This is a genomic window from Methanoculleus methanifontis, assembly GCF_030464365.1.
Classification (GTDB): domain Archaea; phylum Halobacteriota; class Methanomicrobia; order Methanomicrobiales; family Methanoculleaceae; genus Methanoculleus; species Methanoculleus methanifontis.
The window spans coordinates 41,246-65,454 of sequence record NZ_VCYI01000005.1; the positions used below are offsets into that span (position 1 = coordinate 41,246).

A 24,209-nucleotide genomic window follows, 5' to 3' on the forward strand; every position below is an offset into this window, starting at 1 on the left:
GGCTGAAGGGGCGCTCATGCCAGAAGCGCCGCGATGATCCCGGTCAGGAAGATCCCGTCGAACGTCCCCGCCCCGCCGATACTCGCCGTCGGCGCCCCCAGTTCCGCGATATGGTGGAGGTTTAAGAGGTCCGCACCGATCAGGGTGCCGAGCGTCCCGCTCACGTAGGCGATGATCACCGCCGCGGCCGGGACGCCGCCCGCAAAGAGCGAGAGGATCAGCGCCGCAAAGAGCGCCGCGAGCGGCGGGATGAAGAACGGCGTCGCGATCCCGAGCCCCGGCACCGGGCGGGCGACGAGTTTCGTTACAACGGTCACGACCGCGACCCCGGCGAGCGCAAGGGCGAAGAGGTGGTAGCCGTTGCTGATCACGACCGACTCGTAGAGCAGGTAGAGCGATATCGCCACCGGGATGAGGGCGCCGCCGACGTTGATCGCGAGGACCGTCCGCTGCGCCTGCTGCGGGATGCGGTAGAGCCGCCCGTACATCACGGCGTAGCGGTCGTAGGCCGGCACTCCCGGCCGGCCCTCAAGCGTCCTCACCGGGATGTTGATGAAACTCCCGATCAGCGTCAGGAAGAGAATGAAGAGCGCCTGCCACCAGGAGAACCCGAGCCGCGTGAACGTCGCCCCGATTGCCGTCAGAAAAAGGATCGGAAAGACGATGACTGCGAGGAGAAAGAGAGCAAGCAGTCCGAAGAAGAAAAGAAGCATCAGCGGGGAGAAGGGGTTGAAGACGACCCGGTCCATATGAAGGAGTCGCCCTCCCCTCTAATATATACTACTCACGGAGGGTGCAGACGATCGCGGCGTGGTCGTGGTGGTAGGGGTCGAGCCACCGGACGTCCACGACATCGAGATAGCGCTCAAGCCCGGCCCGCGCCCCGGCGAGCACCTCAGCCGGATCCCGCCGGACGTCCACGCTCCGGGTCTTGAGCATCAGGATGAGGTGGCCTCCCGGTTTGAGGAAGGGGAGGTTCCGCTCCGCGATCTCGACCTGGTTGGGCTGCGCCACGTCCTGGTAGAGGAGGTCCACCGCCTCCATGAACGGCGCATACTCCTCCGGGCGGCTCGCGTCGGCCATGATCGGGACGATGTTTCGCCTCCGGCGGGCCACCTCGAGGAGGTCCTGCATCGGCCGGGGTGCAAACTCCACCGCGTAGACGGTCTCGACGTAGTCGGCGACGTGCGAGACCGTGGTTCCGTTCGCCGCACCGAGATAGAGCACCCGCATCTCGGGCGTGAGTTCTACCCCGCCGCCGAGGGTGTAGAGCGCCGCAAGCTTGCTCCGGTAGGGGTCCCAGACCCGGTAACCCTCAAGTGTCCGCTCCCCGTAGACCCCCCCCTCGCCGGCCGAGACCAGCACGTTCCCAAGCCACTTCATCATGCCTCAACCCCCGCCTCGTCGATCCGCGCCTGGGCGTCTTTGAGGAACTCCGGCACCGCCTCGCCCCGGTAGTAGTCGAGCCGGGCGGCGATGGCGAGTTTCGCCGCGAGCACCCGGGCCACCCGTCCCCGCACCGGTCTCGGCGCGTTGTGGACCCGCCGGTGCTGGAAGATGATCCCGTGCTTGGGCGGCGGCGTCCCGCCCCGGAGGTGGGAGAAGAGGGCCCGCTCCGAGCCGATAACCTGGATGGTGCTCCCCGGCATCTTCGCGAGCGTGGGAAGCCCCCCCGCACGAGAGAGGAGCCGGGCCGCGACCAGCCCGCCGATAAGGGCGCTCGTATTCGGCATCACCTCATCAGCCCGGGCCGAGACCGCCCGCATCAGGCGGCTCCTCGTCCCGGCGAGCCGGTCGATCTCGTCGGCGACGTCCGAGAGACCCCCTCTCGCTCCCTTCCGGATGATCCCGAGCATCTTCTTCGCCGGGAGGGAGCGATACTTCCGGGAGAACGACGGGTTCGTGACCTGGTACCACTCCGCGGCACGCTCCTGAAGAAGGTTGATGACGTTGTCGAGCTCGTCGAGCATCCTGACCATCTGGAGGAGTTCGACATCCCGGCCCTGGTAAGATTGGGCGATCTTCTTCCGGGCAAGGGCGGTGCAGACGGAGCGGAGCAGGCCGACATACTCCTCACGTGTCCGGACGGCCCCGCAGTCCCGGGCGGTCTCCCAGTCGATAGGAACAAAGGAATCCATACCGGTGCGGAGCGTGGTCGCCCGCTCCGCGAGCGCGGCCGGATCGGTGCCGGCCGGCCGGCACCCCTCCTCGTCGACGTCCCCGAACCAGTAGCGCTGTAGCATGGTACGGTATTGGGAGGCAGTCGATATAAGAGCGTCAGGCAAGACCGAAGGAGTAGACCATCACCGGGACCATGATCGCACCCATGCAGTAGACCCGGCGGACGTTGACGAGGGACGGAACGCAGCCGACCGCCGTTGCGAGGAGAAGGACGAGACCCCCGAACGGGCCGCAGAGAAAGAGGGAGAGGAGAACAACAAACGCGATGACGCCGTAGTTGAGGTTCGTGGTGTTCAGGCCGGAGAACCGACCGGCAGTGCGCGAGAAGAGAAGGGTCAGGAGGTAGGCACCGACCGCGGCTATCGCACCCGCGAGGAGGATGGCGGTTGCCGGCGGCATCTCCTCGAGCGCCGATATCGCCGCCATCACCCCGTTTCGCGTCCGGGATACGGCGTAGAAAGCCGCAAGCCCGAGGAAGGCGTTCACGGTGTTCGCGGCGCTGGTCGCGAGGATGTACTCCCGGGGGTTGGAGTCGTAGCCGACGACCGAGGTGAGGAGGGCGTTCGCTGTCGCGCTCGAGAGGCCCGGGAGCCAGCCGACGAGAGCGCCGGCAGCCGAACCGAGGAGGGAACCCCGACGGACGGCGCTCCGGGAGAGGTCGAATCCCCGGAACTGCTGCTCCGGCATCGCCCCGTGCGACGCCTTGAGGAGAACCGCGATCCCGAAGAGCCCGGAGAGGAGAGGCATCAGCACCCCGGACTCCCCGCCCGCCGGCCAGGCGAGGAACGCGTAGCCGAGAGCGAAGAGCCCGAGGATACCCGAGACCGCGAAGACCGCAAGCGCCCACCCGGGGGATTCCGAGACGACGATGAGGTAGCCGGCGACGGCGAGAATGACAAGGCCGATGCCCCAGTCGATCGCCGGCTGGAGGGCGGGGAGCACCAGGACAAAGGCAAGCGCGAGTGGGAGCGAGAGGGCGACACCGGTGGCGCTCCCGAGGGCGGATATTCGGACAGCCTCCTCGCCCCGGCCTTCGAGGCAGAGGGCGTGGGCGGGGAGAACCGCAAGCGAGGTGTCGGCGTCGGGGATACCGAGGAACGTGCTCGGGACGCAGTCGAGAAACGTGTGCGTAACGAGGGTGGCAAACATCGCAGAAGCGACGACCACCGGGTCGAACCAGGCGAGCAGGAACGCCTGGAGCGAGAGGAGGACGCCTGCCATGGTGTTTGCATGGATGCCGGGAACAAGGCCGCTTACGGCGCCGCAGCCGATACCGACGGCGGCCCCGAGCACGATACCGAAGAGCACGCTAATTAACGGTCGGGGCGGACGGGGATAAACCAACCGGATTGCGTCCCCCGATACAGTCATATTCCACCGGGACGAAGGTTGTAGCGATGAAGATCGCCATCACCCGGCTCGAGAACAAGGCGGCGGGAGACCGCGCCCTCTGCGCGACGTATGGTCACGACTGCTACACGGTCTCGCCGCTCCGGGCGGATATGCGGCCCGACCGGATCGATACGTTCGTCGAGGCCGTCCACCGCGGCGAGTTCGACTGCCTCTTCTTCTCAAGCGCCCTCCCCGCCGCGGTCGTCGGGCCGAAACTCGAACGGTGGCCCCGGGTGATCGCGATCGGGCCCAAGACCGCCGAAGTCCTCCGGGGGTTCGGGATCGAGGCGGAAGTCCTCCCCTCGTTCTACTCCCGCGACTTCGTCCCCTACCTCGGCGACTGGCTCCGGGGCCGGACGGTCGGGATCCCGCGGGCCGACGTCCCGAACCCGGGTCTCCTCGATGCAATCGCCGCGGCCGGGGGAACCGTCCGGGAGGAGCGGGTTTACGCCCTCGTCCCAACAGGTGCCGAACTTGCGCTTGACGGCGCCGACGCCGCCATATTCACGAGCGCCATGTCCTACCGGGAAGCCCGCTGGCGGCCCCGGGACGACCTGCTCCTCGTCGCCATCGGCGATATCACCGCGGATGCCATGCGGGCCGGGGGGCATCCTCCGACGGTCGTCGGGGACGGGTCACTCGCAGGAACTCTTGAAGCGTTGAACCGCTACGCGGAAGGCAGGTGAGACGGTTGACCGGTCAGGACTATTCCGTCCCGGAATCCGGGATCGTCGTCATCGACAAACCGCGCGGGCCGAGCAGCCACCAGGTGACTGCCTGGGTCGGGGATATCCTCGGGCGCCGGGTGGGCCACGCCGGAACGCTCGACCCGCAGGTATCCGGGGTGCTCATCGTCATGTTCGGCGGCGCCGTCCGGCTCGCCCCGGTCCTCCTCTCACACAACAAGGAGTACGTCTGCCTGATGCGCCTCCACGGCGACGCCTCCCGGGAGGCCGTTGAGCAGGCGGCAGAGGAGTTCACCGGCCGGACCTACCAGCGGCCGCCGAGAAAGAGCGCGGTGAAGAGGAACCTCCGGATCAGGAAGATCCAGGAGATCGAGATCCTGGACATGGACGGCCGACTCGTCCTCTTCCGGGTCAGGTGCGATGCCGGAACCTACATCCGGACGCTCTGCGTTCACCTGGGCTACGCTATCGGGACCTGCGCCCACATGGAGGAACTCCGGAGGATACGCTCGGGATCCTTCGACGAGACCGTGGCCGTCACGCTCCATGAACTCGCGGATGCTGCTGGAGCCGCCCGGGAGGGCAACCCTGAACCCCTGCAGGGGATGATCCTCCCCCCAGCGACCGCCGTCGCCGATCTCGCGAAGGTCGTCGTCCGCGACACCGCCGTCGACGCCGTCTGCCACGGTGCGGTGCTTGCCGGGGTGGGGATCGTCGGGAAGGAGGGCGGGTTTGCAAAAGGCGAGACGGTCGCGATCGTGACGGAGCGCGGCGAACTCGTGGGGCTCGGGAAGGCCCTCGTCGCTTCGTCGGCGCTGAAGCCCGGGGAGCCGGGGTTCGTCGTCGCCCCCACCACCGTCCTGATGCGGCCCGGCACCTATCCCCGCGGCTGGAAGGCGCACGCCGGGGCGTAAACGGAGGTTGGCGGCCCACGCGGGAGCTACTATTAATAGAGTATCCCGCCAACTAATGATGCACATTGCTGAGGTAGTCTAGACCGGTAGGGCGCGGGCCTGGAAAGCCCGTGGGGCGTTGAGCCCCTCGGGAGTTCAAATCTCCCCCTCAGCGTTTTGAACACAAACTCGATTCTTCCATCACACCTTTCACGAAGGGCATTCTGCAGCTTCCTGTCGCAACCCCCGGGGATTTACCCTTTAGCGTGAGGATTGCCCGGTCCGCCCCCCCTTCACCCACAGGTTAACATGCAGAAAAGCTACCCGTGGAGGATGATACCATGAAGATCCGGGTGAGCAGGAATGGTCCATACATCGTGACCGGGAGTGTCCCGCTCATGGTGATGGAGATCTCCCACGATGATGAAGGCGACTGCCGTTCATGGCAAAAGGTACGGGAGTATCCTCTGCAGGAGCAGTATACCTTATGCCGCTGCGGGCATTCGAAGAACAAACCCTTCTGCGACGGGACGCACGCGAAGGTTCACTTTGACGGTACCGAGACTGCCGGAGACGAACCGTATCTTGAGAACCCCACCGTAATCAGAGGGCCGGAACTGGAGCTGGCCGATTATAAAGGGCTCTGTGCGCACGCACGGTTCTGCCTGCGTGCCGGGGGGATCTGGAGCCTCACGGGGCGATCCGATATCCCGGACGCCCGGGACACGGCGATAGACGAAGCGTGCAACTGCCCCTCCGGCCGGCTCGTTCTCCGTGACCGAAAGACCGGTGAGACGCTCGAGCCTGTTCTTGAACGATCCATTGCCGTGATCGAGGATCCCGCCAGGGGTGAACATGGGCCGCTCTGGGTCCGCGGCGGGATCCCTGTCGAGTCCGCTGACAAAAGACCCTACACGGTCAGGAACCGGGTTACCCTCTGCGGGTGCGGAAGATCCCGGAACAAACCGTTCTGCGCCGGGGACCATATCGGGCATTGAGAGGAGGGAGTCCTCCTCCCGGCAGAGACATTTCGGGGAGAGTTCATTCTGAAAAAGGTATCCCGCGAATCCCCTGTGTCAGATCGATATCCCGACCAGCATCATCGAGAACAGCACCAGGTCATAGACGGTGTGCGTGATCGCCGACGTCGTTGTGTTCGTATACCGCCGGATATAGGCGAACAGAATCCCCGCAAAGAAGACCGAGACGAGGCCGTCCCAGCTGTACTGGAATGCGTGGAGCGACGCAAAGAGGAGCGCCGGCAGGAGGATGCCGAACCGGGGCTGGAGCAGGCCGCGGATGCTCACCTCCTCGCCGAACCCTGCCGCAACGGACGCCACAATGATCCCGGGGACCGTGAGCGTCCCGGCAAAGAGCAGGTTGACGGCCTCCATATCGGTGACCGGGAGACCGAGCCAGCCCACCAGCATCGCGAGCGCCAGGTCAATGAAATGGAAGGCGGCAACGAGCACGAGACCCGCACCGACGGCGAAAACGACCTCTTTCCCCGTCGGGCGGACAAGTCCGAGCCGCTCCAGGGTCTCGCGCCCTGTCCGCCGGACAAACGCCCCGGCGATGAAGAACGAGCCGAGGAGCGTCCAGAAGAGGGTATAGGCGTTCAGCGTGACCGTCTCCGCGAGGAGGTCCCCGGACTCGAGCAAGAGGTCGAGGAACGTCTCCGAGAGGAAGGGCGGCACCCCCGTCACCAGGAGCGGTATGGGAGGGATGAGGATCATGGCGAGGATGACCACGAGCGCGACCGTATGGAGGAGCGAGTCCGGGTCGAACGGGAGATACCCCGCGAGCCATCCCCTGAACCGGCGTGAAAGCCCGACGAGGCTTGCAAATCCCGCGACGAGGGCGCCGAGGAGGAGAAGCGCAATTTCCACGGCCATAGCAAGGTCGACCGTCTCCGGATCGACCTCCTCGGCCTCGAGCACCTCCCCCGGCAGGATCGCTATCGCCCCGATCCCTGCCGCAACGGCCGCAAGCCCGGCCACCAGGACGAGCAGCCAGAGGACGGCAACCCACCAGAACGCAGGGTGCCGGGTCCCGGCGAGATAGACAAGCATCGCAAGGATGACAAAGAGCGCCACGTCGAGCGCCGAGGTGAGGAACGCTCCCGCTTCCCCGCCGACCTCTCCAAAGGCCGCAACCAGGAAGATGAGACCAAAGAAAGCGATCAGCAGTTCGGGAGTGTGACGACGGAAGAATTCCGGCAACATCGCAACATCTGTCGACCGGCGGCATAAAGAACGTAACTCACCGCCACGCGAGTCTCCCGAAGGCAAGCCAGCTCAGGATCCCCGTAACCCCGAGGAACGCCGCCAGCAGAAGGAAGATCGCCGCCAACGGCCACCGGTCGGCGAGGACGGCTCCCGTAAACGGCCCTGCCGAGAGCCCTATGGCGAAGAAGGTGTTGTACATACCGTATGCGGCGCCCTGTGAACCGTGGTCGCGGTAGATATCGGCGAGGAGCGGCATCGTCGGCACCACGGCGCAGCTCAGCGCGATCCCCAGCACGAAGACGGCGGCAGCGGTGAGCGGGATGACACCCGCCTGCATGGCGGCGACAGTCGCACCCCCCGCGAGGAGAAGGCCGCCGCCGATGAGGTAACGGCTGCCGCCGTACCGGTCGAAGATCCTTCCTGCAACCGGCTGGGCGAGGATGGCCGCAACCGCCAGCACCGCAAAGACAGCCCCGATCGTCGCCGGGGACGCGGAAAAGGCTGCATGCAGGTAGACAGGGAGGTAGGGGTCGAAGACACCATATGTCCCGGAGACCGCGACGATCACGACCGCACAGGCGGCGAGCGGGAGGAGTGAACCCCGGGGCAGCATCGGAGAGCGGCCCATGCTGCCCTCCTGCCTGCAGGTGCGCACCGGTATGGCGAGAACCACGAGGCCTACGGATGCCGCCAGCACCGCCGGGACGAGGAAGGTGGCGGTGTAGCCTGCATACTCAAAGAGCAGCCCCCCGGCCACCGGCCCGAGGATCGTCCCGACCCCGACCGCCGAGAGCGCGATGCCCATCTTCTCCCCGAGCCGGGCAGGGTCGCAGGTATCGGCGAGGAGCGCAAGCCCCGCCGACCAGGTGGCCGCGGCCGAGACTCCCTGAACCGTCCTGGCGGCGATCAGGTGGGTGATCGTGGTCGAGAAGCCGAAGAGCGCCGTCGCGAGAGCCAGGAGGAGCATCCCGCCGACGATGAGGGGGCGGCGGCCCACCCGGTCGGAGAGGAGGCCCATCGGGATGGAGAACAAGAGGAGCATGGCGGCGTAGATTCCGAAGATGACCCCGATGACCGATTCGCCCACACCGAACCGGGGAGCGTACTCGGGAAAGACCGGGATGAGGAGACCGTAGATCATCATGTCCATGAAGATGACGAGCACGACCAGTACGAGGATTGCGTCCGGCGACGCGGCGATACGGTTCCTGAGTGCGCGAAGCCGGTGCGGCTCCCTGGTTGTCATGCTGATTCATCTCCACGCGGCGAACTGCTCTCCCCCGTAGGTTGGCGCCGCCGGGTTATATCGGTTGCAGAAGAAGATTTTGCCGGGACCGCCTCACCGGATTCCACGGTAGTAGGCGAGCTCGCGGGCATAGGGGCGGAACGCTTCAACGAGCGCCGCCGCTTCGTCGTCGGGCAAAGGACCGCTCCGGCCGGCGGCGGCAAGCGCCTGCACCTCCGCGGGCGTCGAGCAGCCGACGATCGCGACGGAGATCTCCTGGGCGAGGGCATAGCGGATGAGGACTTCAGGCGTCACCCCGGCATCGGGGACGAGGTAGTTCGACCCGCCGAGCACCTTCATCCCGATGACCGCGACCCCCTGTTCCCGCGCGGCAGGCAGCGTCGAGGAGAGGAACCCCCCGAGCGCCCCCTCAACCGGGTTTATGGGCATCATCACGGCGTCGACCGGCCAGCTCTCCACCGCGTGCGCGAGGACATCCGGGTCATGGTGCCCCGTCACCCCGATATGCCGGACGATGCCCCTCTCCTTAGCCTCGACAAACGCCTCAAGGGCACCGCCCGCCCCCTCGATCTCCCGGATCTCGGAGAAGGTCCGGACGTCGTGGATCTGCCAGAGATCGAGGGTCTCGATGCCTATCCTCTGGAGGGTCTCCAGGAGATCCATCTCGGCGCCCGCGTGTCCCCGACTCGCCGACTTGCTCGCCTGGAAGACCGGTGCCCGGAGGTCGGGGCGACGCACCCAGACCTCGCCGTAGTAATCCTCGCTCCCCGCGTAAACCTTCGCCGAGTCGAAGTAAGTGATCCCCTGATTGATGGCCTCCATGATGACGGCGTTTGCCTCCGCATGCCGCCCGTATGTCCTGAGGATGCCCTCTCCCCCGAGGCCCACCTGGGTAACCTCGCGCCCCGTCTTCCCGAACCTGCGTTTCGTGAGCCCCGCCATGGGCCACACTATCCCCGCTCGCGTATAAAAAATTTGAGCACGGAACCGGGGAAAAGGTTATGCAACCGGTCGCCCTCGGGAACCCGAGGGAGGCATGTGCCGACGATCACCTGGTTTAACATACCGGCCGCCGAGACCGAACGAGCGCGGGCCTTCTACGAGGCGGCCTTTGCCTGGGAGATAGAACCGTTCCCGGGGATGGAGAGCGCCTTTCTGGTGACGACCGGAGGAGTAGACGGCGAGATCTTCCCGCGGGCCCGCCCCGACGAGACGGTGACAGTCTTCATCGGTGTCCCTTCCATCGATGAGTACGTGGCCCGGATCAAGAGGGCCGGTGGAGAGGTTGTTGTCTCAAAGACACCGGTACCGGGCCGGGGTTACTTCGCCATCTTCCGGGATACCGAGCGAAACCAGCTTGGCCTATGGGAGGACGACAGCGGCGTGGGTTGACCGGACGGCCGCCGCCCCCGGCACGATCCGGTTGATGCGCTGCGACCCTCAATACGTTCCGAAAAATCTCTTTTCGATTGCGAAAGACATCCCATGGGCTCATTTGCCTGGAGGGTTTTTGGGAAAACTCTGATGCCGGTACCACCGGGTGTAACGCTGCTGCGAACGTTTCCCGCCTTGCATTCCGGTTTTTTGGCCAGGGATAAAGTTTATTTACCCCAAGAAGCATCGTCCACCGCATGAAGAGGATGTTTGGTATCCTTGTTCTCATGGTGATCGCGAGCATCATGATTGCAGGATGTGTGCAGCCAGAGGGGAACGAAACGGTAACACCCGGAACGACACCGGGACTCACCGAAACCCCGATGGAGACAGCAGAGGAGACGCCGGCAATAACAGAGACCCCAATGGAGACGGAAACTCCGATGGAGACAGAGACCCCAATGGAGACAGAGACCCCAATGGAGACAGAGACCCCAATGGAGACAGAGACCCCAATGGAGACAGAGACCCCGATGGAGACAGAGACGCCGGCGGGAAATGAGACGCCGGCGGGCACGGAAACACCGGTGGGAACCGCAACAACCGTTGCTGCAGGTGTGACGGAGACCCCGCCGGGAACGCCGGCAGCGGCGCCCGTCGTCGCTGACGAGACCATTTCCATCACCGACGGCGGATTCGTGCCGAATTCGCTCACCGTTCCGACTGGAACCACGGTGGGATGGACCAATGACGCCACGTCGGATCAGACCGTTACAGGCACCGGAAACATGTCGTTCTTCAGCTCCGACCTGCTCCAGCCGGGCGACTCGTACAGTTACACCTTCACTGGCACAGGCAACTACACCTACCAGTCACAGACGTCCGGATCTACCGGGACGGTCATCGTCACCGCCAACACAACCGCCTGAACTCCCTTTTTCCCGCCGATGATCGTAAGGGAGCCGCAACACTCCCTTACGATCGCCGGAACATCCCGGCCGCCTCAACCAGCCGGTCTGCAAAACCCTCCGGGAAGTACGCGTGGGTGTACTGCCCGACCGCGTTCTGCGCGATGAGCCCGTCCCGGCCGCCGTCGATCCCCCGGCCCCGGAGGAGTTCCAGGGCGAACCGGGCGTCACGAGCGCAATCGAGACGTGAATAGTGGAACTCGTGGCCCCGGAAGGCCGAGCCCGGGGCAAGGACCGGGGCGGCCCCGGCAACCCGGGCCTCAACGTATCCGAGGGCCTGGATGCGGCCCGTCATCTCCGCCGCCGCCGGGAGGACGCCGGCCATCGGGTAATCGCCCTCATCGGTCGTGAGCCGGTCGGTAAGGTAGACGAGCCCGCCGCACTCGGCGTAGACGGGCATGCCGTCGTCGACCGCCCGGCGGACATCTTCCCGGCACCGGGATGCGGAGAGCGCCGCCGCGTGGAGCTCCGGGTAGCCGCCCCCGAGGTAGAGAGCATCCACGTCCGGGAGCCGGTCGGTCATCGGCGAGAAGAAGACCGGTTCCGCCCCCGCCCGCACGAGCCGATCGAGGTTCTCCGCATAGTAAAAACAGAACGCCGCATCGCGTGCGACACCGATCCGGACTTCCGCCTCCGGGCGGGCGGGGTTCTCCGCCGGCGCCGGGAGAGGCGGGGCCGACCGGGCGAGGTCGATGATACCGGAGAGGTTGCACGTCTCCTCCACCACCGCGCCGAACCGCGCCATCATCCCCGTCTCGGCCGCCATCGCGAGCCCGAGGTGCCGGCTTTCGACCACAAGATCCTTTCGGCGCGGGATTCCCCCGAAGATGGGGAGGGTTTTCGTCTCCTCGATCATGGCAAGGTGGCGTGGGCTCCCGATCCGGTTGAGGATGGTTCCGGCGACGCGGACGGCCGAATCGAACCCCGCGTAGCCCCGGATCATAGCGTGGACGCTCCGTGACGCGCCCCCTGCGTCCACCACGAGAAGAACCGGAGCGTTGAGAATCTTTGCGACGTGCGCCGTGCTCGCGATATCGGTTCCTTCGAGCCCGTCGAAGAGCCCCATCGCACCCTCGACAACGGCGATGTCGGCCCCGGCAGAGGCCCGGACGAACGTCTCCCGCACCCCCGACTCCTCCATCATGAACGGGTCGAGGTTGCGGGACGTCCGGCCGCAGATGGCCGAATGGTGCGTGGGATCGATGAAGTCCGGGCCCACCTTGAAGGGCTGGACGGCGAGTCCCCGGGCGGCGAGCGCCGCCATCAGACCGCTTGCAAGCGTGGTCTTGCCGCAGCCACTGTGGGTTCCCGCGACGACAATCACTGGAATATGGCGCATAACGTTCCTCTAGTGTTGAATACCGCAGGAGATAAATATGACCGGAGATAACCAGGGTACATCAAATTAGTTTACCTTAGGTAAACCATATTTGTTCTGCTCGCCTCTACGGCGGCAGCCACCGGTGATATCATGCACATCATGGAAGGATTCTTACCAAGCCCCTGGTGGGAGATCTGGATTCTCATCTCCCTGCCCTTCGTCGCCATCGGACTGTACCAGCTGAACAAACTTGTGCAGGAGAAGCGGGAAACCCTGCCGCTCCTTGCGGTCGCAGGCGCCTTCGTCTTCGTCCTCTCCTCGCTCAAGATCCCCTCGTTCAACGGGAGCTGCTCCCATCCCACGGGGACGGGGCTCGGGGGCATCCTCTTCGGCCCCTGCATCGCCGCCGTCCTCGGGCTGATTGTCCTGGTCTTCCAGGCGGTCTTCCTCGCGCACGGCGGGATCACCACCCTCGGGGCGAACGTCTTCTCGATGGGGATCGCGGGGCCGGCCGTCGCCTACCTCATCTATAAGGCCGGAACCCGGGCGGGCGCAAACACCTACGCGACGGTCTTCATCGCCGCAGCCCTCGCGGATCTCGTCACCTACGTCGTCACCTCGGTTCAGCTCGCGCTCGCCTTCCCGGGAACCGCCGGGTTCTTCGGGGCGTTCTCGGCATTCGCCGCGGTCTTCGCCGTCACCCAGGTGCCGCTTGCCATCATCGAGGGCGCGGTCATCATGCTCGTCTTCAAGTACATCGTCCAGCTCAAGCCCGAGATCCTCACGCGCTTGAACCTCCTCTCCGAGAGCACCGTCCAGAAACTCCGGGAGGCCGCGGCATGAAGCACGGCATGGAGCTTGCGGTCGCCGCGCTCATCGTCATCTTCGCCGCCGTCTTTCTCTTTCAGGACGCCGCGATACAGGCAACCCTCGGCGACGGGGAGGAAGCCTGGGGCGGGGCCGACGGCGAGGCCGCCGGGCTCATCGAAGCCTCCGGCTACGAGCCGTGGATCGAGCCGTTCTGGGAGCCCCCGAGCGGCGAGATCGAGTCGCTCCTCTTCGCCCTGCAGGCTGCCATCGGCGCCGTGATCATCGGTTACGTCTTCGGCTACTGGCAGGGCAACAGGAAGGCCGCCTGATTATTCCGGCAGTCCCGCAAAGAGATAGGGGGAGACGCAATGTACGAGGTGCTTGAAGACTATGCCCAGACCAATAACCTCCGGGAGACGAGTGTGGAGCTCAAACTCTTCATCGGGCTTGCAAGCATCCTTTTATGCGTCTCGTCGCCGGGCCCCGTCGCCCCCCTGCTCGTCGCGGCCTCGATGAGCGCCGCCGTCCTCGCCCTCGCGAAGATACCGGCACGGTTCTACGCGAAACTCCTCCTGGTGCCGGTCTCGTTTGCAGCGATGAGCATCGTCGTGGTTCTTTTCATCACCGGCGGCGGGACGGTGCTCCTGGAGGTTCCCGGTCTCCCCCTCGCAATCACGGCCGGCGGTGCGAACCTCGCGCTTCTCCTCCTCGCGCGGGTCTTCGGCGGGATGTGCTCGCTCTACTTCATCGCGCTCACGACGCCGATGACCGAGATCTTCGATATCCTCCGGAAACTCAGGGTTCCCGCCGTACTCATCGATCTTGCCATGCTCACCTACCGGTTCATCTTCATCCTCATCGAGGAAGCAGGCCAGATCTACCGCTCGCAGGTGATGCGGCTTGGTTACGGGAGGTTCCGGGAGTCGGTGCGGTCTTTCGGAATGCTCGCCGGGGCGCTCTTCATCAGAACCTGGGAGAGCGGCGAAGCCCTGGTCCTTGCGATGGACGCACGCTGCTACGACGGCAGGCTCGGCATCCCGGGCGATTCCCGGCCGATACCGGTTCCCGCGCTCGCGGGGGGTTTCCTCTACCTCTCGGCAGTCCTCGGCGTCTCGCTCTTCACCGGTGGGGTGGTCATCGTATGACGAAAACGCTGCTCGAAGCCGAGAACGTCACCTACACCTACCCAAACGGCCCCGTCGCCCTTGCCGGGGTGAGCGTCCGGATCGAGGCGGGCTCGAAGACCGCACTCGTCGGGCCGAACGGCGCCGGGAAATCGACGCTTCTCCTGATGCTCAACGGCATGCTCCGGCCGGCCTCGGGCGTGATCCGGTTCGACGACCGGCCGCTCGCCTACGACAACCGGAGCCTCCGCGAGCTCCGCCGGCGGGTCGGGTTCGTCTTCCAGAACCCCGACGTCCAGATAGTCGCCCCGACCGTCGAGCAAGACGTGGCCTTCGGGCCGGTGAACCTCGGCCTCCCCCCCGACGCCGTCCGGGAAGCGGTGCGGGACGCGCTCGGCTACGTCGGGCTCCGGGGCTACGAGAAGCGGCCGCCCCACCACCTCTCCGGCGGCGAGAAGAAACGGGTCGCCATCGCGGGCATCCTCGCGATGGAACCGGCGGTTCTCGTCTTCGACGAACCGACCTCCGCGCTCGATCCCGCAAGTTCGGAGGAGGTGATGGAACTCCTCGACGAACTCGCCTCCGGCGGCCGGACGGTGCTCGTGTCCACCCACGACGTCGAGCTCGCCTACCACTGGGCCGACTCGGTCGTTCTCATGGAACGGGGAGGCGTCCTCGCCCGGGGGCCGCCGGAAGCGGTCTTCTCCGACCACGCCCTCCTCGCGTCCGCCAGGCTGAAACCTCCCGCCCTCCTCGACCTCTACAACGAACTCAACCTGCGCCGCGTCATCGACCGGGGCGTCCCCCCGAAAAGCGTGCTCGAGTTCACCGACCGGATCGAGCGGGCGATGCACGGCCACGCCCCGGCCAGGGACGGAACCGGGAGAATTTACCTCTGCAACGCCGATCTGACCGGGGGCGACGAGGTGCGGCGGCTCATCAAGCAGGGAACGGTCGAGCACGTCGGGGCGATGGGCACCCGCGCGAAGGAGTTCGCCAACCGGGAGCGGATCCTCCTCGACTACACCTACGGTGTCATCGACAAATGCATCTTAAAAGCCCTCATCGGGGAGAACTCGCTCATCATCACCACCGGAGGCATGGTCGAGCACGTCCACCGCCGTATCGGGGAGTACAGCGCAGAGAGCGGACGGACGCTCGCGGTGACATCGGTCAGGGAACCGGAGGAGATCCCTCATCCGAACAACGAGCGCATCCCCTCCTGACAGGCGTGCCGGCGCTCCAAACTTGTTTTTCCGGCGCTCACCAACTCCCCCGGGAGAAGGTTAATCCGGTGCCGATGCCCGAAGGGTACCTATGATGCTCGAAGAGGTGCTGCACCGGATATCCAAGCAGGCGAAACGGAAGCGGATGACCCTGCCCGACCACAAAACAAAGATTGTCTGTACCATCGGGCCTGCATCGCGCTCCCGGGAGGTGCTCGCCCGGATGCTCCTCGCCGGCATGAACGTCGCCCGGCTCAACCTCTCCCACGGATCGTTTGATGAGCACCGGGAAAACATCCGAAACATCCGGAGCGCCGCGGAGGATACGGGGCTCCCGGTCACGATCCTGCTCGACCTCCCGGGGCCGAAGATCCGGGTAGGCACCCTGGCAGAAGAACCCATGATGCTCCAGAAGGGCGAAACCGTCACCTTCGTCTCCGCCCCGGCATCGAGCGATCCATCCCGGATCCCCGTCGACTTCGACCAGTTCCCGCAGCTGGTCTCAGAGAGGAGCACCATCTTCCTCAACGACGGGTTCCTCCAGCTCCGGGTCGACGAGATCGGCGAAAGAGATGTCCGGGCGACGGTGGTCATCGGCGGCCCCCTCCTTTCGCGCAAGGGGATGACTCTCGTCGGCGGCGGGGGGATCGTCGCCCTCAGCGCCGTGACCGACCGGGACCTCGAGTGCATCGAGTTCGGGCTTGCCGAGGGGCTCGACACCTTCAGCATATCCTTCATCCAGCGGGCGGAGGACATCCTGAGGGCCCGGGAACACGCCGCCCGATCCGGGAAGTCCATCCGGGTAATTGCAAAGATTGAGCGGCAGGAAGCGCTCGCAAACCTCGACGAGATCCTCCAGGAGGCCAACGGGGTCATGATCGCCAGGGGCGATCTCGGCGTCCAGACGCCCATCGAGGAGGTTCCTGCGGTGCAGAAACGGATCATCCAGAAGGCCAACATCCTCGGCCGGCCGGCGATCACCGCCACCCAGATGCTGATGTCGATGACCGACAACATCCGGCCCACCCGTGCAGAGGTGACCGACGTCGCGAACGCCATCCTCGACGGAACCGATGCCGTCATGCTCTCCGAGGAGACGTCCATCGGGAAGTACCCGGTCGAGACGGTCGCGATGATGGCGAACATCGCCCGGTCGACCGAGGAGAAGCGCTCCCTTGTCGGGGCGGGATGTACCCCGCTTGAATACTTTCGGCGCGGGAAGGGGCGCGAGGAGATCACCGTCAACGACGTCGTCTCCTTAAACGTCATCGAGGCACTGGACGCGCTCGGCATCCGCTACGTGCTGACCCCCACCCGTTCAGGGAGCACCCCAAGAAACATCTCCCGGTTCAAGCCCGTGGCCTGGATCCTCGCGTTCACCCGGAACCCGAGCACCTTCAAGTTCCTGGCGTTCACCTACGGGGTATGCCCGTTCCTGATCCGGAGCGAGAAGGAGTACTGGCACGGGGCGATCCTCGACTCGATCCGGGACTCGGGGCTGATCTCGCCCGGTGAGCGCGTGGTGCTGACCGAGGGGGTATCCCCCGGACGCGAAGGGACCGATTCGCTCATCATCCTCACGGTCGATTGAGCGGCGGCCTTCGGATCCCTCCCGGCACGACAAACCCTATCCCGGCGGAGGGCGAACACTCTTCAATCATGGCCGTGCTTGCTTCGGGGGAGCGGGAAGTCTCGGAGAGGGACAACGTGCTCAAAGAGAAGACCGCACGCCTCTCGGTCGCATCAAACTCACTCCTTGTGGTGGCGAAACTCGCCGTCGGCATCTCTATCGGATCGGTCGGTATCATGTCCGAGGCGATCCACTCCGCCATCGACCTGGTGGCCGCTGTCATTGCCTATTTCTCGGTTCGCCAGTCGGCCCGCCCCCCTGACGAGTGCCATACCTTCGGGCACGGGAAGTACGAGAGCATATCGGGGCTTCTCGAAGCGGTTCTGATCCTCGCGGCGGCTCTCCTGATCATCAACGAAGCGGCGAGAAACCTCCTTGGTGGCGAGGAGACGCTGAACATCGAGGGGCTCGGGCTCGGCATCGCCGTCATGCTGCTCTCGGCCGGGATAAATTTCTACGTCTCTTCCCGGTTGATGACGGTAGCGAAGAAGACCGAGTCGATTGCGCTCGAGAGCGACGCCTGGCACCTCCGGACGGATGTCTACACCTCCGTTGGGGTCGTCATCGGGCTCGTCCTGATCCGGCTGACCGGTCTGGTGGTACTTGATTCGCTCATCGCGCTCGCGGTCGCCGCCATCATCCTCCGGGCGGCTTTCGATCTCATCCGGCGCTCGTTCGAAGATCTCGTCGACAGAAGCCTCCCCGCCGACGAGGAGAACCGGATTCGGGAGATCATCAGCGGGCACTGCACGGACGCCATCGGTTTTCACCGCCTCCGGACGCGCCGGTCGGGGCCGAACCGGTTCGTTGATCTTCACCTGGTCGTCCCGCGGACCGCAACCCTTGAAGAGGCGTACGGCATCGTGAAAATGGTGGAGGACGACGTCCGGCGGGAGTTCCCCCGGACGAACGTCACAATCCGGGTTCAGCCCTGCACCGGCGAAGACTGCGCCGACTGCGGGGTCTTTACCACCTGCCCGGAGTGCGACCGGCCCGCGCTCTCTGGGAAGGAAAAAGAGTGGGAGTAAAAGGCCGGGGTTTCTACCGCCAGGAGAAGAGGCTCCGAACCTGCATCTCCTCGCTCGCAAGAGTCCTCAACCGATCCTGCCCCTGCTCGATCGTCCGGACCTGCTTCTGGAGCATCGTCCGGGTTGCGTCATCGCAGGTGGAGTTTCCAATCAGGTATCCGAGTTCCGCGGTCCGCTCCCGGTTGCGCTGCGCCTCCTCCTCAATCAGCCGGGCGGCTTCTGCATCGCCGCCGAAGAGGAACCGCATGAAGGCGTGCCGGGCCCGGATCTGCTCCTCGGCCCGGACGGTCTTTTCAACCGAGTTGTTGATCTCCCGGGCGATAGCGGAGACGTTCTCTCCTATGCCGCCGGTCTGGTTCCCGGCACCGAGCAGGGCATGGACGGCGAGCCTGACGCGGTCCCGATCGGGAGCCCCATCTCCCGACCGGAGGGGCGTGTGCTCTGCGGCCCGCTGCTGCACTCTCTCCCCGGCGGTTTCGCTACCTTCTTCCGCACGGACGGTTCTGTTCTCCTCGATCCTCGCCTGCTGTTCCCCCGCGGGCGTCGCGTTCACCGCGCCATACCCGGCCTGTGCTTCCCCCGGGCCGCTCTGGGCACCGGAAGCGGCGGACGCGAACCCCGGAAGGAGGAGGAAGACGATCATGGCTGCTGCAACGATGCGTTTCATCGATCCTCACCTCTGTTGGAAGAGAGATCGGGAACGGACGTATATACAATAATTGAACCGCCTGGTTCGACACTCTCAGAGCAGTATCGTGAGGGCGATGCAGGCCGCGACCGGGACGACGAGATTGTCGTCCACGGGACTCGCCAGTTCGGCGACGGCCGCGGCCGCCGCGGTCGCGAGGGCAACCCCGGGCGGGACGAGAAGACCGAGCACGATCGCCGTCGCTGCAAACCCGGCGAGTGTGCCTTCGAGCGATTTGTGATTGTAGATCCGGGTTTTGCCGAACCGGACACCGGCAAGGGTGGTGACACTGTCGAGGAGCGAGAGCGCGACGAGCCCGACGAATGCGACCTCTTTTGCAAAGAAAGCAACGCAGAAGAGCGCTCCAAGCGCAAAGAAGAGCGCTCCTTTCCCGGGGGCGGCGTCCCGCCGTTCGAGACCTGCGATGATCGAAGAGATGACCGGGATGATGTAGCCCTGGGAGAGGGCGTCGGAGAGGATGAACCCCGCGAAGAGAGCGAGCACGAGGACGGAGAGGACGAGATCGCGGTCGAAGAGGAGGACGAATCCCGCGATCCCGAGACCGAAGATGAGGTGGACGACCTGCCGGAGCGACTCGTGCATCACTCCAGAGGTTGGCACAGAACCGGTTAAATTCTCTGGCAGCGGATACGGATCACGGCGGTTAAGTAGCCAGGGAGCGCATATTTCAGCAGGAGGTGATGGATGGAGCCTTCAACCTATACCGGAGAGAACGCCGCGGAAGCCAGGGATATGGACGCAGTGGCGCGATTTTACGTCAAATGCGCACTCTGGCTCGGGGTGCACGATCCGGCCTTCGTGGATGCCTACTTCGGTCCGGCGGCGGTGCGGGACGAGGCGCTCGCGGTTACGGTTCCACCGGACCGCATCGCCGGATACGCCGCAGACCTCCTTGCCACCCTGGACAGGATCGACCCCGACCGCCTGGAGGAATCCGGGCGCACACGCCATACCCACCTCCGGGAGATGATCCGGGCGCTCGAAATCCGTGCCGGAATCCTCGGGGGGCAGAGCCTAGCCTTCGATGCCGAGATCGAGGCACTCTACGGGATTGCAGCAACGGAGGACGATCCCGACTGGTACGATGAACCGCACGCAGTGCTCGATTCCCGTCTTCCCGGAAACGGCGACCTCTCCGCCCGCTACAGGGCGTTCATGGACTCGTTCGTCATCCCTCCCGAGAGGCTGGAACCGGCCTTTGCGGCAGCGTTTGCCGAAAGCCGCCGCAGAACTACCGAACACCTGCCGCTTCCGGCAGGGGAGCGGCTCGAGATCAGTTACGTCGCCGGGGAGCCGTGGGAGGCTTTCATCCGTTTCCTCGGGGACGCAATAAGCCTCGTCCGGGTGAACGCCGATCTGCCCGTCACCGTCGACCGGGCACTTGCCTACGCCTGCCACGAGGGCTACCCCGGCCACCATACGATGCGGGCGATCCGGGAGGCGGCACTCGTCCGTGCCCGGGGCTGGATCGAGCACTCGGTCGTCACCCTCGCGTCGCCGCTCGCGACAGTCGCCGAAGGGGCCGCCGTGCTCGGGGAGGAGATGATCTTCCCCGGTCCCGAGCGCGTGCGGTTCTTCGAGGAAGGTCTCTTCCCCCTGGCCGGGTTCGACCCGGGGAATGCCGATCTCTTCGATGCGGTCGTTACTGCGTCCACGGTTCTGAACCTCACGGGAAACGCCCGGGTGGCCCGTGGGTACCTCGGCGGCGCACTGTCGCGGCAGGAGGCGTACCGGCTCCTCCAGGACGTCCTGCTCCTCGACCCGGAGGCGACGCAGGCGCGTCTCCGGTTCATCGAGGAGTTCCGGGCGTACCCGGTGGCCCTCGCTCAGGGCTACCGGGTCGTCCGGGACTACGTCGGAGACGGTGCGGACCGGTGGGAACGCTTCGTCCACGCCCTCACCGAGCCGCTGCTCCCTGGAGACCTCACCTCGAGCGGCAGTCTCGGATGAACGACCGGGCCTCTTCGTCGGCGATCGCATAGGTCGCCTGGGCATCGAGCGCGACGACACGGAGGACCACCGCGACATCATCGAGACGCCGTTTATGATCGCCGCGAACGTGCTTTCTCACCTCGCGCAGGGTCTCGAGCGCGGTCGCGACGTTTGCGATCGTGCATAAGGCACTCTCCCGGGTGCCGGCATCGACAACGGGGAGGGCACGGGGCGGCCGGGTGACGGGGACAGGGGTCATGCTACCTATCCTTGCGCTTCATGAACTTGAACCTGCTGGAACCCCTGCAGATAACGTATTAACCCCAAAACCCCAATCTGAATTGAGTATCTCCCGGTCGGAGATCAACTTATGAGCGCAGACAATACGACCAATATACCCGGACCGGAGGACTGGAGAGACCTCCTTGCAAATCCCTACCTTGCAGGTCCCATAAAATTCGTCCTCCCGTTCGTCATCGCACTGGGCATTTTTGCTGGGCTTTACCTGATCGAGTCCTACCACCAGTTCCTCGTCATCTCGGGGCTGCTCGCCGCCTACTTCTTTCCCCCGGCCGGGAAGGAGTCGATCATTCCCATCGCGATCATGATGGGCTACCCCTGGTGGCTCGTCACCCTCGCTATTTTCCTCCTCGACGTGGCCGTCTCCCTCTTCGTCGTCTGGAACTTCGACCTGGCCCTGAAGATCCCGCTCATCGGCCGCCTCCTCGAAAGCGGGATGACAGCGGGCCGGACTTACACCGATGCCCGGCCCTGGCTCCGGCGGTTCTCGACGGTCGGGCTCATCCTCTTTGTCTTCTTCCCGCTCCAGGGAACCGGGGCGATGAACGGGGCGATCCTCGGCAGGCTGCTCGGGCTGGATATGTACCGGGTTTTTTCATGCGTCTGTATCGGATCGCTTGCCTCCAGCCTCGCCCTCGCCCTCGGCTCCGACGCGCTCCTGGACGTCTATCACCAGAATCCGATGTTCGGGATCGGCATCCTGGCCGCGATCGTCGTTGCGGTTCTGGCCGCCGTCATGGGATGGCGGATCCACAAGGGGCGGCTCCGGGAACGGATTCCCCGGTAACGGCACGTTTGACGGAAGAGCAATTTCGCAGACCTTAAATTTTCCGCCACCTATTTCCCTGTATCAAGTGATTTTGATGAATTCTCAATTATACCCGTGGATTGTTGCCGCTCTGGCGGCTCTGGTCGCCGTCGGCGCCGGTTTTGCTGCGCTGAACCAGCCGGCGCCGACGGCCGCCTCCGCGGCCGATGAGGATGCTGCGACACTCCTCATCCACCTGCAGTCCGACATCACAGCGGCGCTCGAGGCCCTGGACACCCGCATGAGCCATGCCGCGTTCGAACTCGGAAAGACCGATCTCTCCGACGCCCGCGCTCGCGGAATCCTCGCGAACCTCTCCATTGCCGACCCGTCGATCGTCGACTACTCGGTCAGCGGCGCGAACGGCACGATCCTCGCCGTCGAACCGGCGGCGTACCGCGACATCGAGGGTGCGGAGATCAGTGGTCAGGCCCATGTCCGGCACATCCTCGCGACGAAGCGGCCGATCATGAGCGAGGTTATCACGGTCGCAGAGGAGATCCCGGCGGCGGTCATTACCGCACCCGTCTTCACGAACGAAGGGCTGTTCGTCGGGTTCGCCTCCGCCGTCTTCCGGCCAGAGGCCCTGATCGCAGGCATCGCCGGCCCGGCGGCGAACGGCACCCCGTACCAGGTAATGGTCGTCCAGACGGACGGGAGGGTGATCTACGACACCGACCCGGCCCAGATCGGGAAGATGACGTTTGAAGACCCGCTCTACGCCGATTACCCGGATCTGCTCGACGTTGCCCGCAGGGTTGCCGGCGAGCGGTACGGCACCGCGGAATACGGGTTCGCTGCCGACGACGGAGAGGCGGTGCAGAAGGAGATTACCTGGACGACGGCCGGGCTCCACGGGGTAGAGTGGAGAGTGGCGGTGATCCGGGCGGTTGAGTAAGCACCGCCACTGCTGAATAATCACACGCTCTTTTTTTTATCGAACGCCTACCGACCTCCTGCTCACCACAACCTATAACATGCCCCGTGTCCCCACCGCCGCCGCTCAGGCAGGGCATTCCCACTCCATCAGTCCGGATTCCTCAAAACCGCCGCACCAATTGAAAGGGCCTTGGAGCGGGTGCTCACCTGCGGCATTCAATGAGGTGTATTCGAATGAAACGTATATCGAACCTCTGCATCCTCGCGGCAGCTCTGGTCTTCCTCTGCGCCGTCCCGGCCGGGGTGCTTGCCCAGCAGGGCGGCCCGGGACCGATCGAAGTCAACGGCTCCAGCTTCGTACCAGAGCGCCTGGAGTTCAGTGAAGAACTGCTGGACGACCTGAACCTCCCCGAGGGCTTTGAAGTGAACGTTTTTGCGCGAGATCTGGTGAAACCGAGAATCATAACGGTCGGTGACGACGGCACGGTCTACGTCACGCAGCCGGAGGAGAGCCAGGTGACCGCCCTCCGCGACACGGACGGCGACGGCGCAGCTGATGAAGAAGAGGTCGTTGTCTCCGGCATCGAGTACCTGCACGGCATCACGTATCACAACAACAGCCTCTACCTTGCGACGCCGACAGAGATCTACGTCGCCGCGGTCGGTCCGGACGGCAGCGTCGGCGATGCCGAGCTCCTGATCAACGGACTCCCCGACGGCGGGCAGCACCCGAACCGCACGCTCCGCTTCGGCCCCGACGGCCGGCTCTACGTCTCGGTGGGGAGCAGCTGCAACGCCTGCCCGGAGCAGAACCCCGAGTACGCGACCATGCTCCAGATCGAGGACACCGAGCGCCGGATCTATGCCGAGGGGCTCCGGAACACCATCGGGTTCGACTGGCACCCCGAGACCGGTGAGTTCTGGGCATTCGACCAGGGCTCAGACTGGCGGGGCCCGGACCGTCCCCCTGAAGAACTGAACAGGATCCAGGAAGGAGGAAACTACGGGTGGCCGTGGTGTTACGGGAAGCAGCAGATCGACACCGTCATCGCACAGGACCCTCCGAACATGACCCGGGAGGAGTTCTGCTCCATGAGCGTGCCGTCCTACCTCGAGTACCAGGCGCACAGCTCGCCGATGCAGTTTGTCTTCTACGACAGCGAGCAGTTCCCGGAAGAGTACCAAAACGACGCCTTCTTAACCCTTCGTGGTTCGTGGAACCGCTACCCGCCGGTTGGCTACAAGGTGGTGCGGGTCCAGTTCAATGACGCGGGTGACCCCGAGGGGTTCGAAGACTTCATGACCGGGTTCCTCCATGACAACGATACAGCCTTCTCCGCCAGGCTCTGCGGCCTTGCAATTGCAGAGGACGGGTCGCTGCTCGTGGGCGATGATACCAACGGCGTGATCTACCGGGTATCCTACGCAGGAGCGGACAACACAACGACCGGATAGAGCACCCATGGGAGCGGGG

Annotated in this window: 26 protein-coding genes and 1 tRNA gene; 16 read left to right on the forward strand and 11 right to left on the reverse strand. The window is 64.9% G+C overall.

Annotated elements, in window-relative coordinates:
* Positions 1-14: 14 nt before the first annotated feature.
* From FGW20_RS04995 to FGW20_RS05010, 4 genes are read right to left on the reverse strand one after another with little or no spacing between them, the layout of a single operon-like run.
* Positions 15-749: a DUF1614 domain-containing protein gene (locus FGW20_RS04995; RefSeq protein ID WP_301676995.1), complete on the reverse strand. Its 735-nt coding sequence runs from the start codon at positions 747-749 to the stop codon at positions 15-17.
* Between the two features lie 31 nt (positions 750-780).
* The gene (locus FGW20_RS05000; protein ID WP_301677102.1) at positions 781-1,383 is read right to left on the reverse strand and encodes a fibrillarin-like rRNA/tRNA 2'-O-methyltransferase; all 603 of its coding nucleotides are present in this window, start codon (positions 1,381-1,383) and stop codon (positions 781-783) included.
* On the reverse strand, positions 1,383-2,243 hold the full coding sequence (locus FGW20_RS05005) for an NOP5/NOP56 family protein (protein WP_301676996.1): 861 nt from the start codon (positions 2,241-2,243) through the stop codon (positions 1,383-1,385). The genes FGW20_RS05000 and FGW20_RS05005 overlap by 1 nt, the downstream gene beginning before the upstream one ends.
* Positions 2,244-2,277: 34 nt before the next feature.
* Entirely contained in the window at positions 2,278-3,489 is a 1,212-nt protein-coding gene (locus FGW20_RS05010) for a tripartite tricarboxylate transporter permease (RefSeq protein ID WP_301676997.1), read from the reverse strand.
* 89 nt (positions 3,490-3,578) lie between these two features.
* On the opposite strand from FGW20_RS05010, the gene FGW20_RS05015 reads away from it, so the two are divergent.
* The 4 genes from FGW20_RS05015 to FGW20_RS05030 all read left to right on the forward strand — a co-directional run bounded on the left by FGW20_RS05015 (position 3,579) and on the right by FGW20_RS05030 (position 6,150).
* Entirely contained in the window at positions 3,579-4,259 is a 681-nt protein-coding gene (locus FGW20_RS05015) for a uroporphyrinogen-III synthase (protein WP_301676998.1), read from the forward strand.
* 5 nt (positions 4,260-4,264) lie between these two features.
* Positions 4,265-5,173 carry an RNA-guided pseudouridylation complex pseudouridine synthase subunit Cbf5 gene (locus FGW20_RS05020; RefSeq protein ID WP_301677103.1) on the forward strand — a complete coding sequence of 303 codons (909 nt, stop codon included), beginning with the start codon at positions 4,265-4,267 and terminating at the stop codon, positions 5,171-5,173.
* 67 nt (positions 5,174-5,240) lie between these two features.
* Positions 5,241-5,327 (forward strand) — tRNA-Ser (locus FGW20_RS05025).
* Between the two features lie 166 nt (positions 5,328-5,493).
* A complete protein-coding gene (locus tag FGW20_RS05030; RefSeq protein ID WP_301676999.1) occupies positions 5,494-6,150 on the forward strand; it encodes a CDGSH iron-sulfur domain-containing protein in 657 nt (218 codons plus the stop codon).
* A 78-nt stretch (positions 6,151-6,228) separates the two neighbouring features.
* Here FGW20_RS05030 and FGW20_RS05035 read toward each other — a convergent pair whose 3' ends face one another.
* The 3 genes from FGW20_RS05035 to FGW20_RS05045 all read right to left on the reverse strand — a co-directional run bounded on the left by FGW20_RS05035 (position 6,229) and on the right by FGW20_RS05045 (position 9,568).
* The gene (locus FGW20_RS05035; protein ID WP_301677000.1) at positions 6,229-7,377 is read right to left on the reverse strand and encodes a CPBP family intramembrane glutamic endopeptidase; all 1,149 of its coding nucleotides are present in this window, start codon (positions 7,375-7,377) and stop codon (positions 6,229-6,231) included.
* A 37-nt stretch (positions 7,378-7,414) separates the two neighbouring features.
* A complete protein-coding gene (locus FGW20_RS05040; RefSeq protein WP_301677001.1) occupies positions 7,415-8,626 on the reverse strand; it encodes an MFS transporter in 1,212 nt (403 codons plus the stop codon).
* Between the two features lie 93 nt (positions 8,627-8,719).
* A complete protein-coding gene (locus FGW20_RS05045) occupies positions 8,720-9,568 on the reverse strand; it encodes an aldo/keto reductase (RefSeq protein ID WP_301677002.1) in 849 nt (282 codons plus the stop codon).
* Between the two features lie 96 nt (positions 9,569-9,664).
* On the opposite strand from FGW20_RS05045, the gene FGW20_RS05050 reads away from it, so the two are divergent.
* Both FGW20_RS05050 and FGW20_RS05055 read left to right on the forward strand, forming a co-directional pair.
* Complete coding sequence (locus FGW20_RS05050; protein ID WP_301677003.1) at positions 9,665-10,018, forward strand: VOC family protein; 354 nt, start codon at positions 9,665-9,667, stop codon at positions 10,016-10,018.
* Positions 10,019-10,257: 239 nt separating this feature from the next.
* Complete coding sequence (locus tag FGW20_RS05055) at positions 10,258-10,929, forward strand: cupredoxin domain-containing protein (RefSeq protein ID WP_301677004.1); 672 nt, start codon at positions 10,258-10,260, stop codon at positions 10,927-10,929.
* Positions 10,930-10,975: 46 nt separating this feature from the next.
* On the opposite strand, the gene FGW20_RS05060 is transcribed toward FGW20_RS05055, so the two are convergent.
* Positions 10,976-12,307, reverse strand: a complete 1,332-nt coding sequence (locus FGW20_RS05060; protein WP_301677005.1) for a cobyrinic acid a,c-diamide synthase CobB — start codon at positions 12,305-12,307, stop codon at positions 10,976-10,978.
* Positions 12,308-12,439: 132 nt separating this feature from the next.
* Between FGW20_RS05060 and FGW20_RS05065 the strand changes: the two genes are divergently transcribed.
* The 6 genes from FGW20_RS05065 (at position 12,440) to FGW20_RS05090 (ending at position 18,107) form a co-directional block, all read left to right on the forward strand.
* Positions 12,440-13,132, forward strand: coding sequence for an energy-coupling factor ABC transporter permease (locus FGW20_RS05065; RefSeq protein WP_301677006.1), 693 nt, complete (start codon positions 12,440-12,442; stop codon positions 13,130-13,132).
* Positions 13,129-13,428: an energy-coupling factor ABC transporter substrate-binding protein gene (locus FGW20_RS05070; protein WP_067078664.1), complete on the forward strand. Its 300-nt coding sequence runs from the start codon at positions 13,129-13,131 to the stop codon at positions 13,426-13,428. Before FGW20_RS05065 ends, FGW20_RS05070 begins: the two co-directional genes overlap by 4 nt.
* Before the next feature lie 39 nt (positions 13,429-13,467).
* Positions 13,468-14,244 (forward strand): cobalt ECF transporter T component CbiQ, encoded by a 777-nt coding sequence (gene cbiQ / locus FGW20_RS05075; protein ID WP_301677007.1) that lies wholly within the window; start codon positions 13,468-13,470, stop codon positions 14,242-14,244.
* Entirely contained in the window at positions 14,241-15,449 is a 1,209-nt protein-coding gene (locus FGW20_RS05080) for an energy-coupling factor ABC transporter ATP-binding protein (protein ID WP_301677008.1), read from the forward strand. The genes cbiQ and FGW20_RS05080 overlap by 4 nt, the downstream gene beginning before the upstream one ends.
* A 91-nt stretch (positions 15,450-15,540) precedes the next feature.
* The gene (gene pyk / locus FGW20_RS05085; RefSeq protein ID WP_301677009.1) at positions 15,541-17,040 is read left to right on the forward strand and encodes a pyruvate kinase; all 1,500 of its coding nucleotides are present in this window, start codon (positions 15,541-15,543) and stop codon (positions 17,038-17,040) included.
* Positions 17,041-17,108: 68 nt separating this feature from the next.
* On the forward strand, positions 17,109-18,107 hold the full coding sequence (locus FGW20_RS05090; RefSeq protein ID WP_301677010.1) for a cation diffusion facilitator family transporter: 999 nt from the start codon (positions 17,109-17,111) through the stop codon (positions 18,105-18,107).
* 13 nt (positions 18,108-18,120) lie between these two features.
* Here FGW20_RS05090 and FGW20_RS05095 read toward each other — a convergent pair whose 3' ends face one another.
* Both FGW20_RS05095 and FGW20_RS05100 read right to left on the reverse strand, forming a co-directional pair.
* A complete protein-coding gene (locus FGW20_RS05095) occupies positions 18,121-18,774 on the reverse strand; it encodes a hypothetical protein (RefSeq protein ID WP_301677011.1) in 654 nt (217 codons plus the stop codon).
* A gap of 75 nt (positions 18,775-18,849) precedes the next feature.
* The gene (locus FGW20_RS05100) at positions 18,850-19,398 is read right to left on the reverse strand and encodes a diacylglycerol/polyprenol kinase family protein (protein WP_301677012.1); all 549 of its coding nucleotides are present in this window, start codon (positions 19,396-19,398) and stop codon (positions 18,850-18,852) included.
* 102 nt (positions 19,399-19,500) lie between these two features.
* Here FGW20_RS05100 and FGW20_RS05105 point away from each other — a divergent pair, with 102 nt between their 5' ends.
* Positions 19,501-20,766, forward strand: a complete 1,266-nt coding sequence (locus FGW20_RS05105; RefSeq protein ID WP_301677013.1) for a hypothetical protein — start codon at positions 19,501-19,503, stop codon at positions 20,764-20,766.
* On the opposite strand, the gene FGW20_RS05110 is transcribed toward FGW20_RS05105, so the two are convergent.
* Positions 20,741-21,007, reverse strand: coding sequence for a hypothetical protein (locus FGW20_RS05110; RefSeq protein WP_301677014.1), 267 nt, complete (start codon positions 21,005-21,007; stop codon positions 20,741-20,743). The two genes, FGW20_RS05105 and FGW20_RS05110, sit on opposite strands and share 26 nt — an antisense overlap.
* 111 nt (positions 21,008-21,118) lie before the next feature.
* Here FGW20_RS05110 and FGW20_RS05115 point away from each other — a divergent pair, with 111 nt between their 5' ends.
* The 3 genes from FGW20_RS05115 to FGW20_RS05125 all read left to right on the forward strand — a co-directional run bounded on the left by FGW20_RS05115 (position 21,119) and on the right by FGW20_RS05125 (position 24,190).
* The gene (locus tag FGW20_RS05115; protein WP_301677015.1) at positions 21,119-21,835 is read left to right on the forward strand and encodes a small multi-drug export protein; all 717 of its coding nucleotides are present in this window, start codon (positions 21,119-21,121) and stop codon (positions 21,833-21,835) included.
* A 76-nt stretch (positions 21,836-21,911) separates the two neighbouring features.
* Positions 21,912-22,754: a cache domain-containing protein gene (locus tag FGW20_RS05120; RefSeq protein ID WP_301677016.1), complete on the forward strand. Its 843-nt coding sequence runs from the start codon at positions 21,912-21,914 to the stop codon at positions 22,752-22,754.
* 215 nt (positions 22,755-22,969) lie between these two features.
* Complete coding sequence (locus FGW20_RS05125; protein ID WP_301677017.1) at positions 22,970-24,190, forward strand: PQQ-dependent sugar dehydrogenase; 1,221 nt, start codon at positions 22,970-22,972, stop codon at positions 24,188-24,190.
* Positions 24,191-24,209 lie beyond the last annotated feature (19 nt).

What these genes read in the sequence shown, in the direction of transcription:
- FGW20_RS05030 (WP_301676999.1), top strand. Translation starts at nt 5,494, where the DNA reads ATGAAGATCCGGGTGAGCAGGAATGGTCCATACATCGTGACCGGGAGT.
- pyk (WP_301677009.1), top strand. Translation starts at nt 15,541, where the DNA reads ATGATGCTCGAAGAGGTGCTGCACCGGATATCCAAGCAGGCGAAACGG.
- FGW20_RS05015 (WP_301676998.1), top strand. Translation starts at nt 3,579, where the DNA reads ATGAAGATCGCCATCACCCGGCTCGAGAACAAGGCGGCGGGAGACCGC.
- FGW20_RS05070 (WP_067078664.1), top strand. Translation starts at nt 13,129, where the DNA reads ATGAAGCACGGCATGGAGCTTGCGGTCGCCGCGCTCATCGTCATCTTC.
- FGW20_RS04995 (WP_301676995.1), bottom strand. Translation starts at nt 749, where the DNA reads ATGGACCGGGTCGTCTTCAACCCCTTCTCCCCGCTGATGCTTCTTTTC.
- FGW20_RS05125 (WP_301677017.1), top strand. Translation starts at nt 22,970, where the DNA reads ATGAAACGTATATCGAACCTCTGCATCCTCGCGGCAGCTCTGGTCTTC.
- FGW20_RS05035 (WP_301677000.1), bottom strand. Translation starts at nt 7,377, where the DNA reads ATGTTGCCGGAATTCTTCCGTCGTCACACTCCCGAACTGCTGATCGCT.
- FGW20_RS05105 (WP_301677013.1), top strand. Translation starts at nt 19,501, where the DNA reads ATGGAGCCTTCAACCTATACCGGAGAGAACGCCGCGGAAGCCAGGGAT.
- FGW20_RS05045 (WP_301677002.1), bottom strand. Translation starts at nt 9,568, where the DNA reads ATGGCGGGGCTCACGAAACGCAGGTTCGGGAAGACGGGGCGCGAGGTT.
- FGW20_RS05110 (WP_301677014.1), bottom strand. Translation starts at nt 21,007, where the DNA reads ATGACCCCTGTCCCCGTCACCCGGCCGCCCCGTGCCCTCCCCGTTGTC.
- FGW20_RS05040 (WP_301677001.1), bottom strand. Translation starts at nt 8,626, where the DNA reads ATGACAACCAGGGAGCCGCACCGGCTTCGCGCACTCAGGAACCGTATC.
- FGW20_RS05115 (WP_301677015.1), top strand. Translation starts at nt 21,119, where the DNA reads ATGAGCGCAGACAATACGACCAATATACCCGGACCGGAGGACTGGAGA.
- FGW20_RS05055 (WP_301677004.1), top strand. Translation starts at nt 10,258, where the DNA reads ATGAAGAGGATGTTTGGTATCCTTGTTCTCATGGTGATCGCGAGCATC.
- FGW20_RS05100 (WP_301677012.1), bottom strand. Translation starts at nt 19,398, where the DNA reads ATGCACGAGTCGCTCCGGCAGGTCGTCCACCTCATCTTCGGTCTCGGG.
- FGW20_RS05065 (WP_301677006.1), top strand. Translation starts at nt 12,440, where the DNA reads ATGCACATCATGGAAGGATTCTTACCAAGCCCCTGGTGGGAGATCTGG.
- FGW20_RS05005 (WP_301676996.1), bottom strand. Translation starts at nt 2,243, where the DNA reads ATGCTACAGCGCTACTGGTTCGGGGACGTCGACGAGGAGGGGTGCCGG.
- FGW20_RS05090 (WP_301677010.1), top strand. Translation starts at nt 17,109, where the DNA reads ATGGCCGTGCTTGCTTCGGGGGAGCGGGAAGTCTCGGAGAGGGACAAC.
- FGW20_RS05000 (WP_301677102.1), bottom strand. Translation starts at nt 1,383, where the DNA reads ATGAAGTGGCTTGGGAACGTGCTGGTCTCGGCCGGCGAGGGGGGGGTC.
- FGW20_RS05060 (WP_301677005.1), bottom strand. Translation starts at nt 12,307, where the DNA reads ATGCGCCATATTCCAGTGATTGTCGTCGCGGGAACCCACAGTGGCTGC.
- FGW20_RS05120 (WP_301677016.1), top strand. Translation starts at nt 21,912, where the DNA reads ATGAATTCTCAATTATACCCGTGGATTGTTGCCGCTCTGGCGGCTCTG.
- FGW20_RS05080 (WP_301677008.1), top strand. Translation starts at nt 14,241, where the DNA reads ATGACGAAAACGCTGCTCGAAGCCGAGAACGTCACCTACACCTACCCA.
- cbiQ (WP_301677007.1), top strand. Translation starts at nt 13,468, where the DNA reads ATGTACGAGGTGCTTGAAGACTATGCCCAGACCAATAACCTCCGGGAG.
- FGW20_RS05095 (WP_301677011.1), bottom strand. Translation starts at nt 18,774, where the DNA reads ATGAAACGCATCGTTGCAGCAGCCATGATCGTCTTCCTCCTCCTTCCG.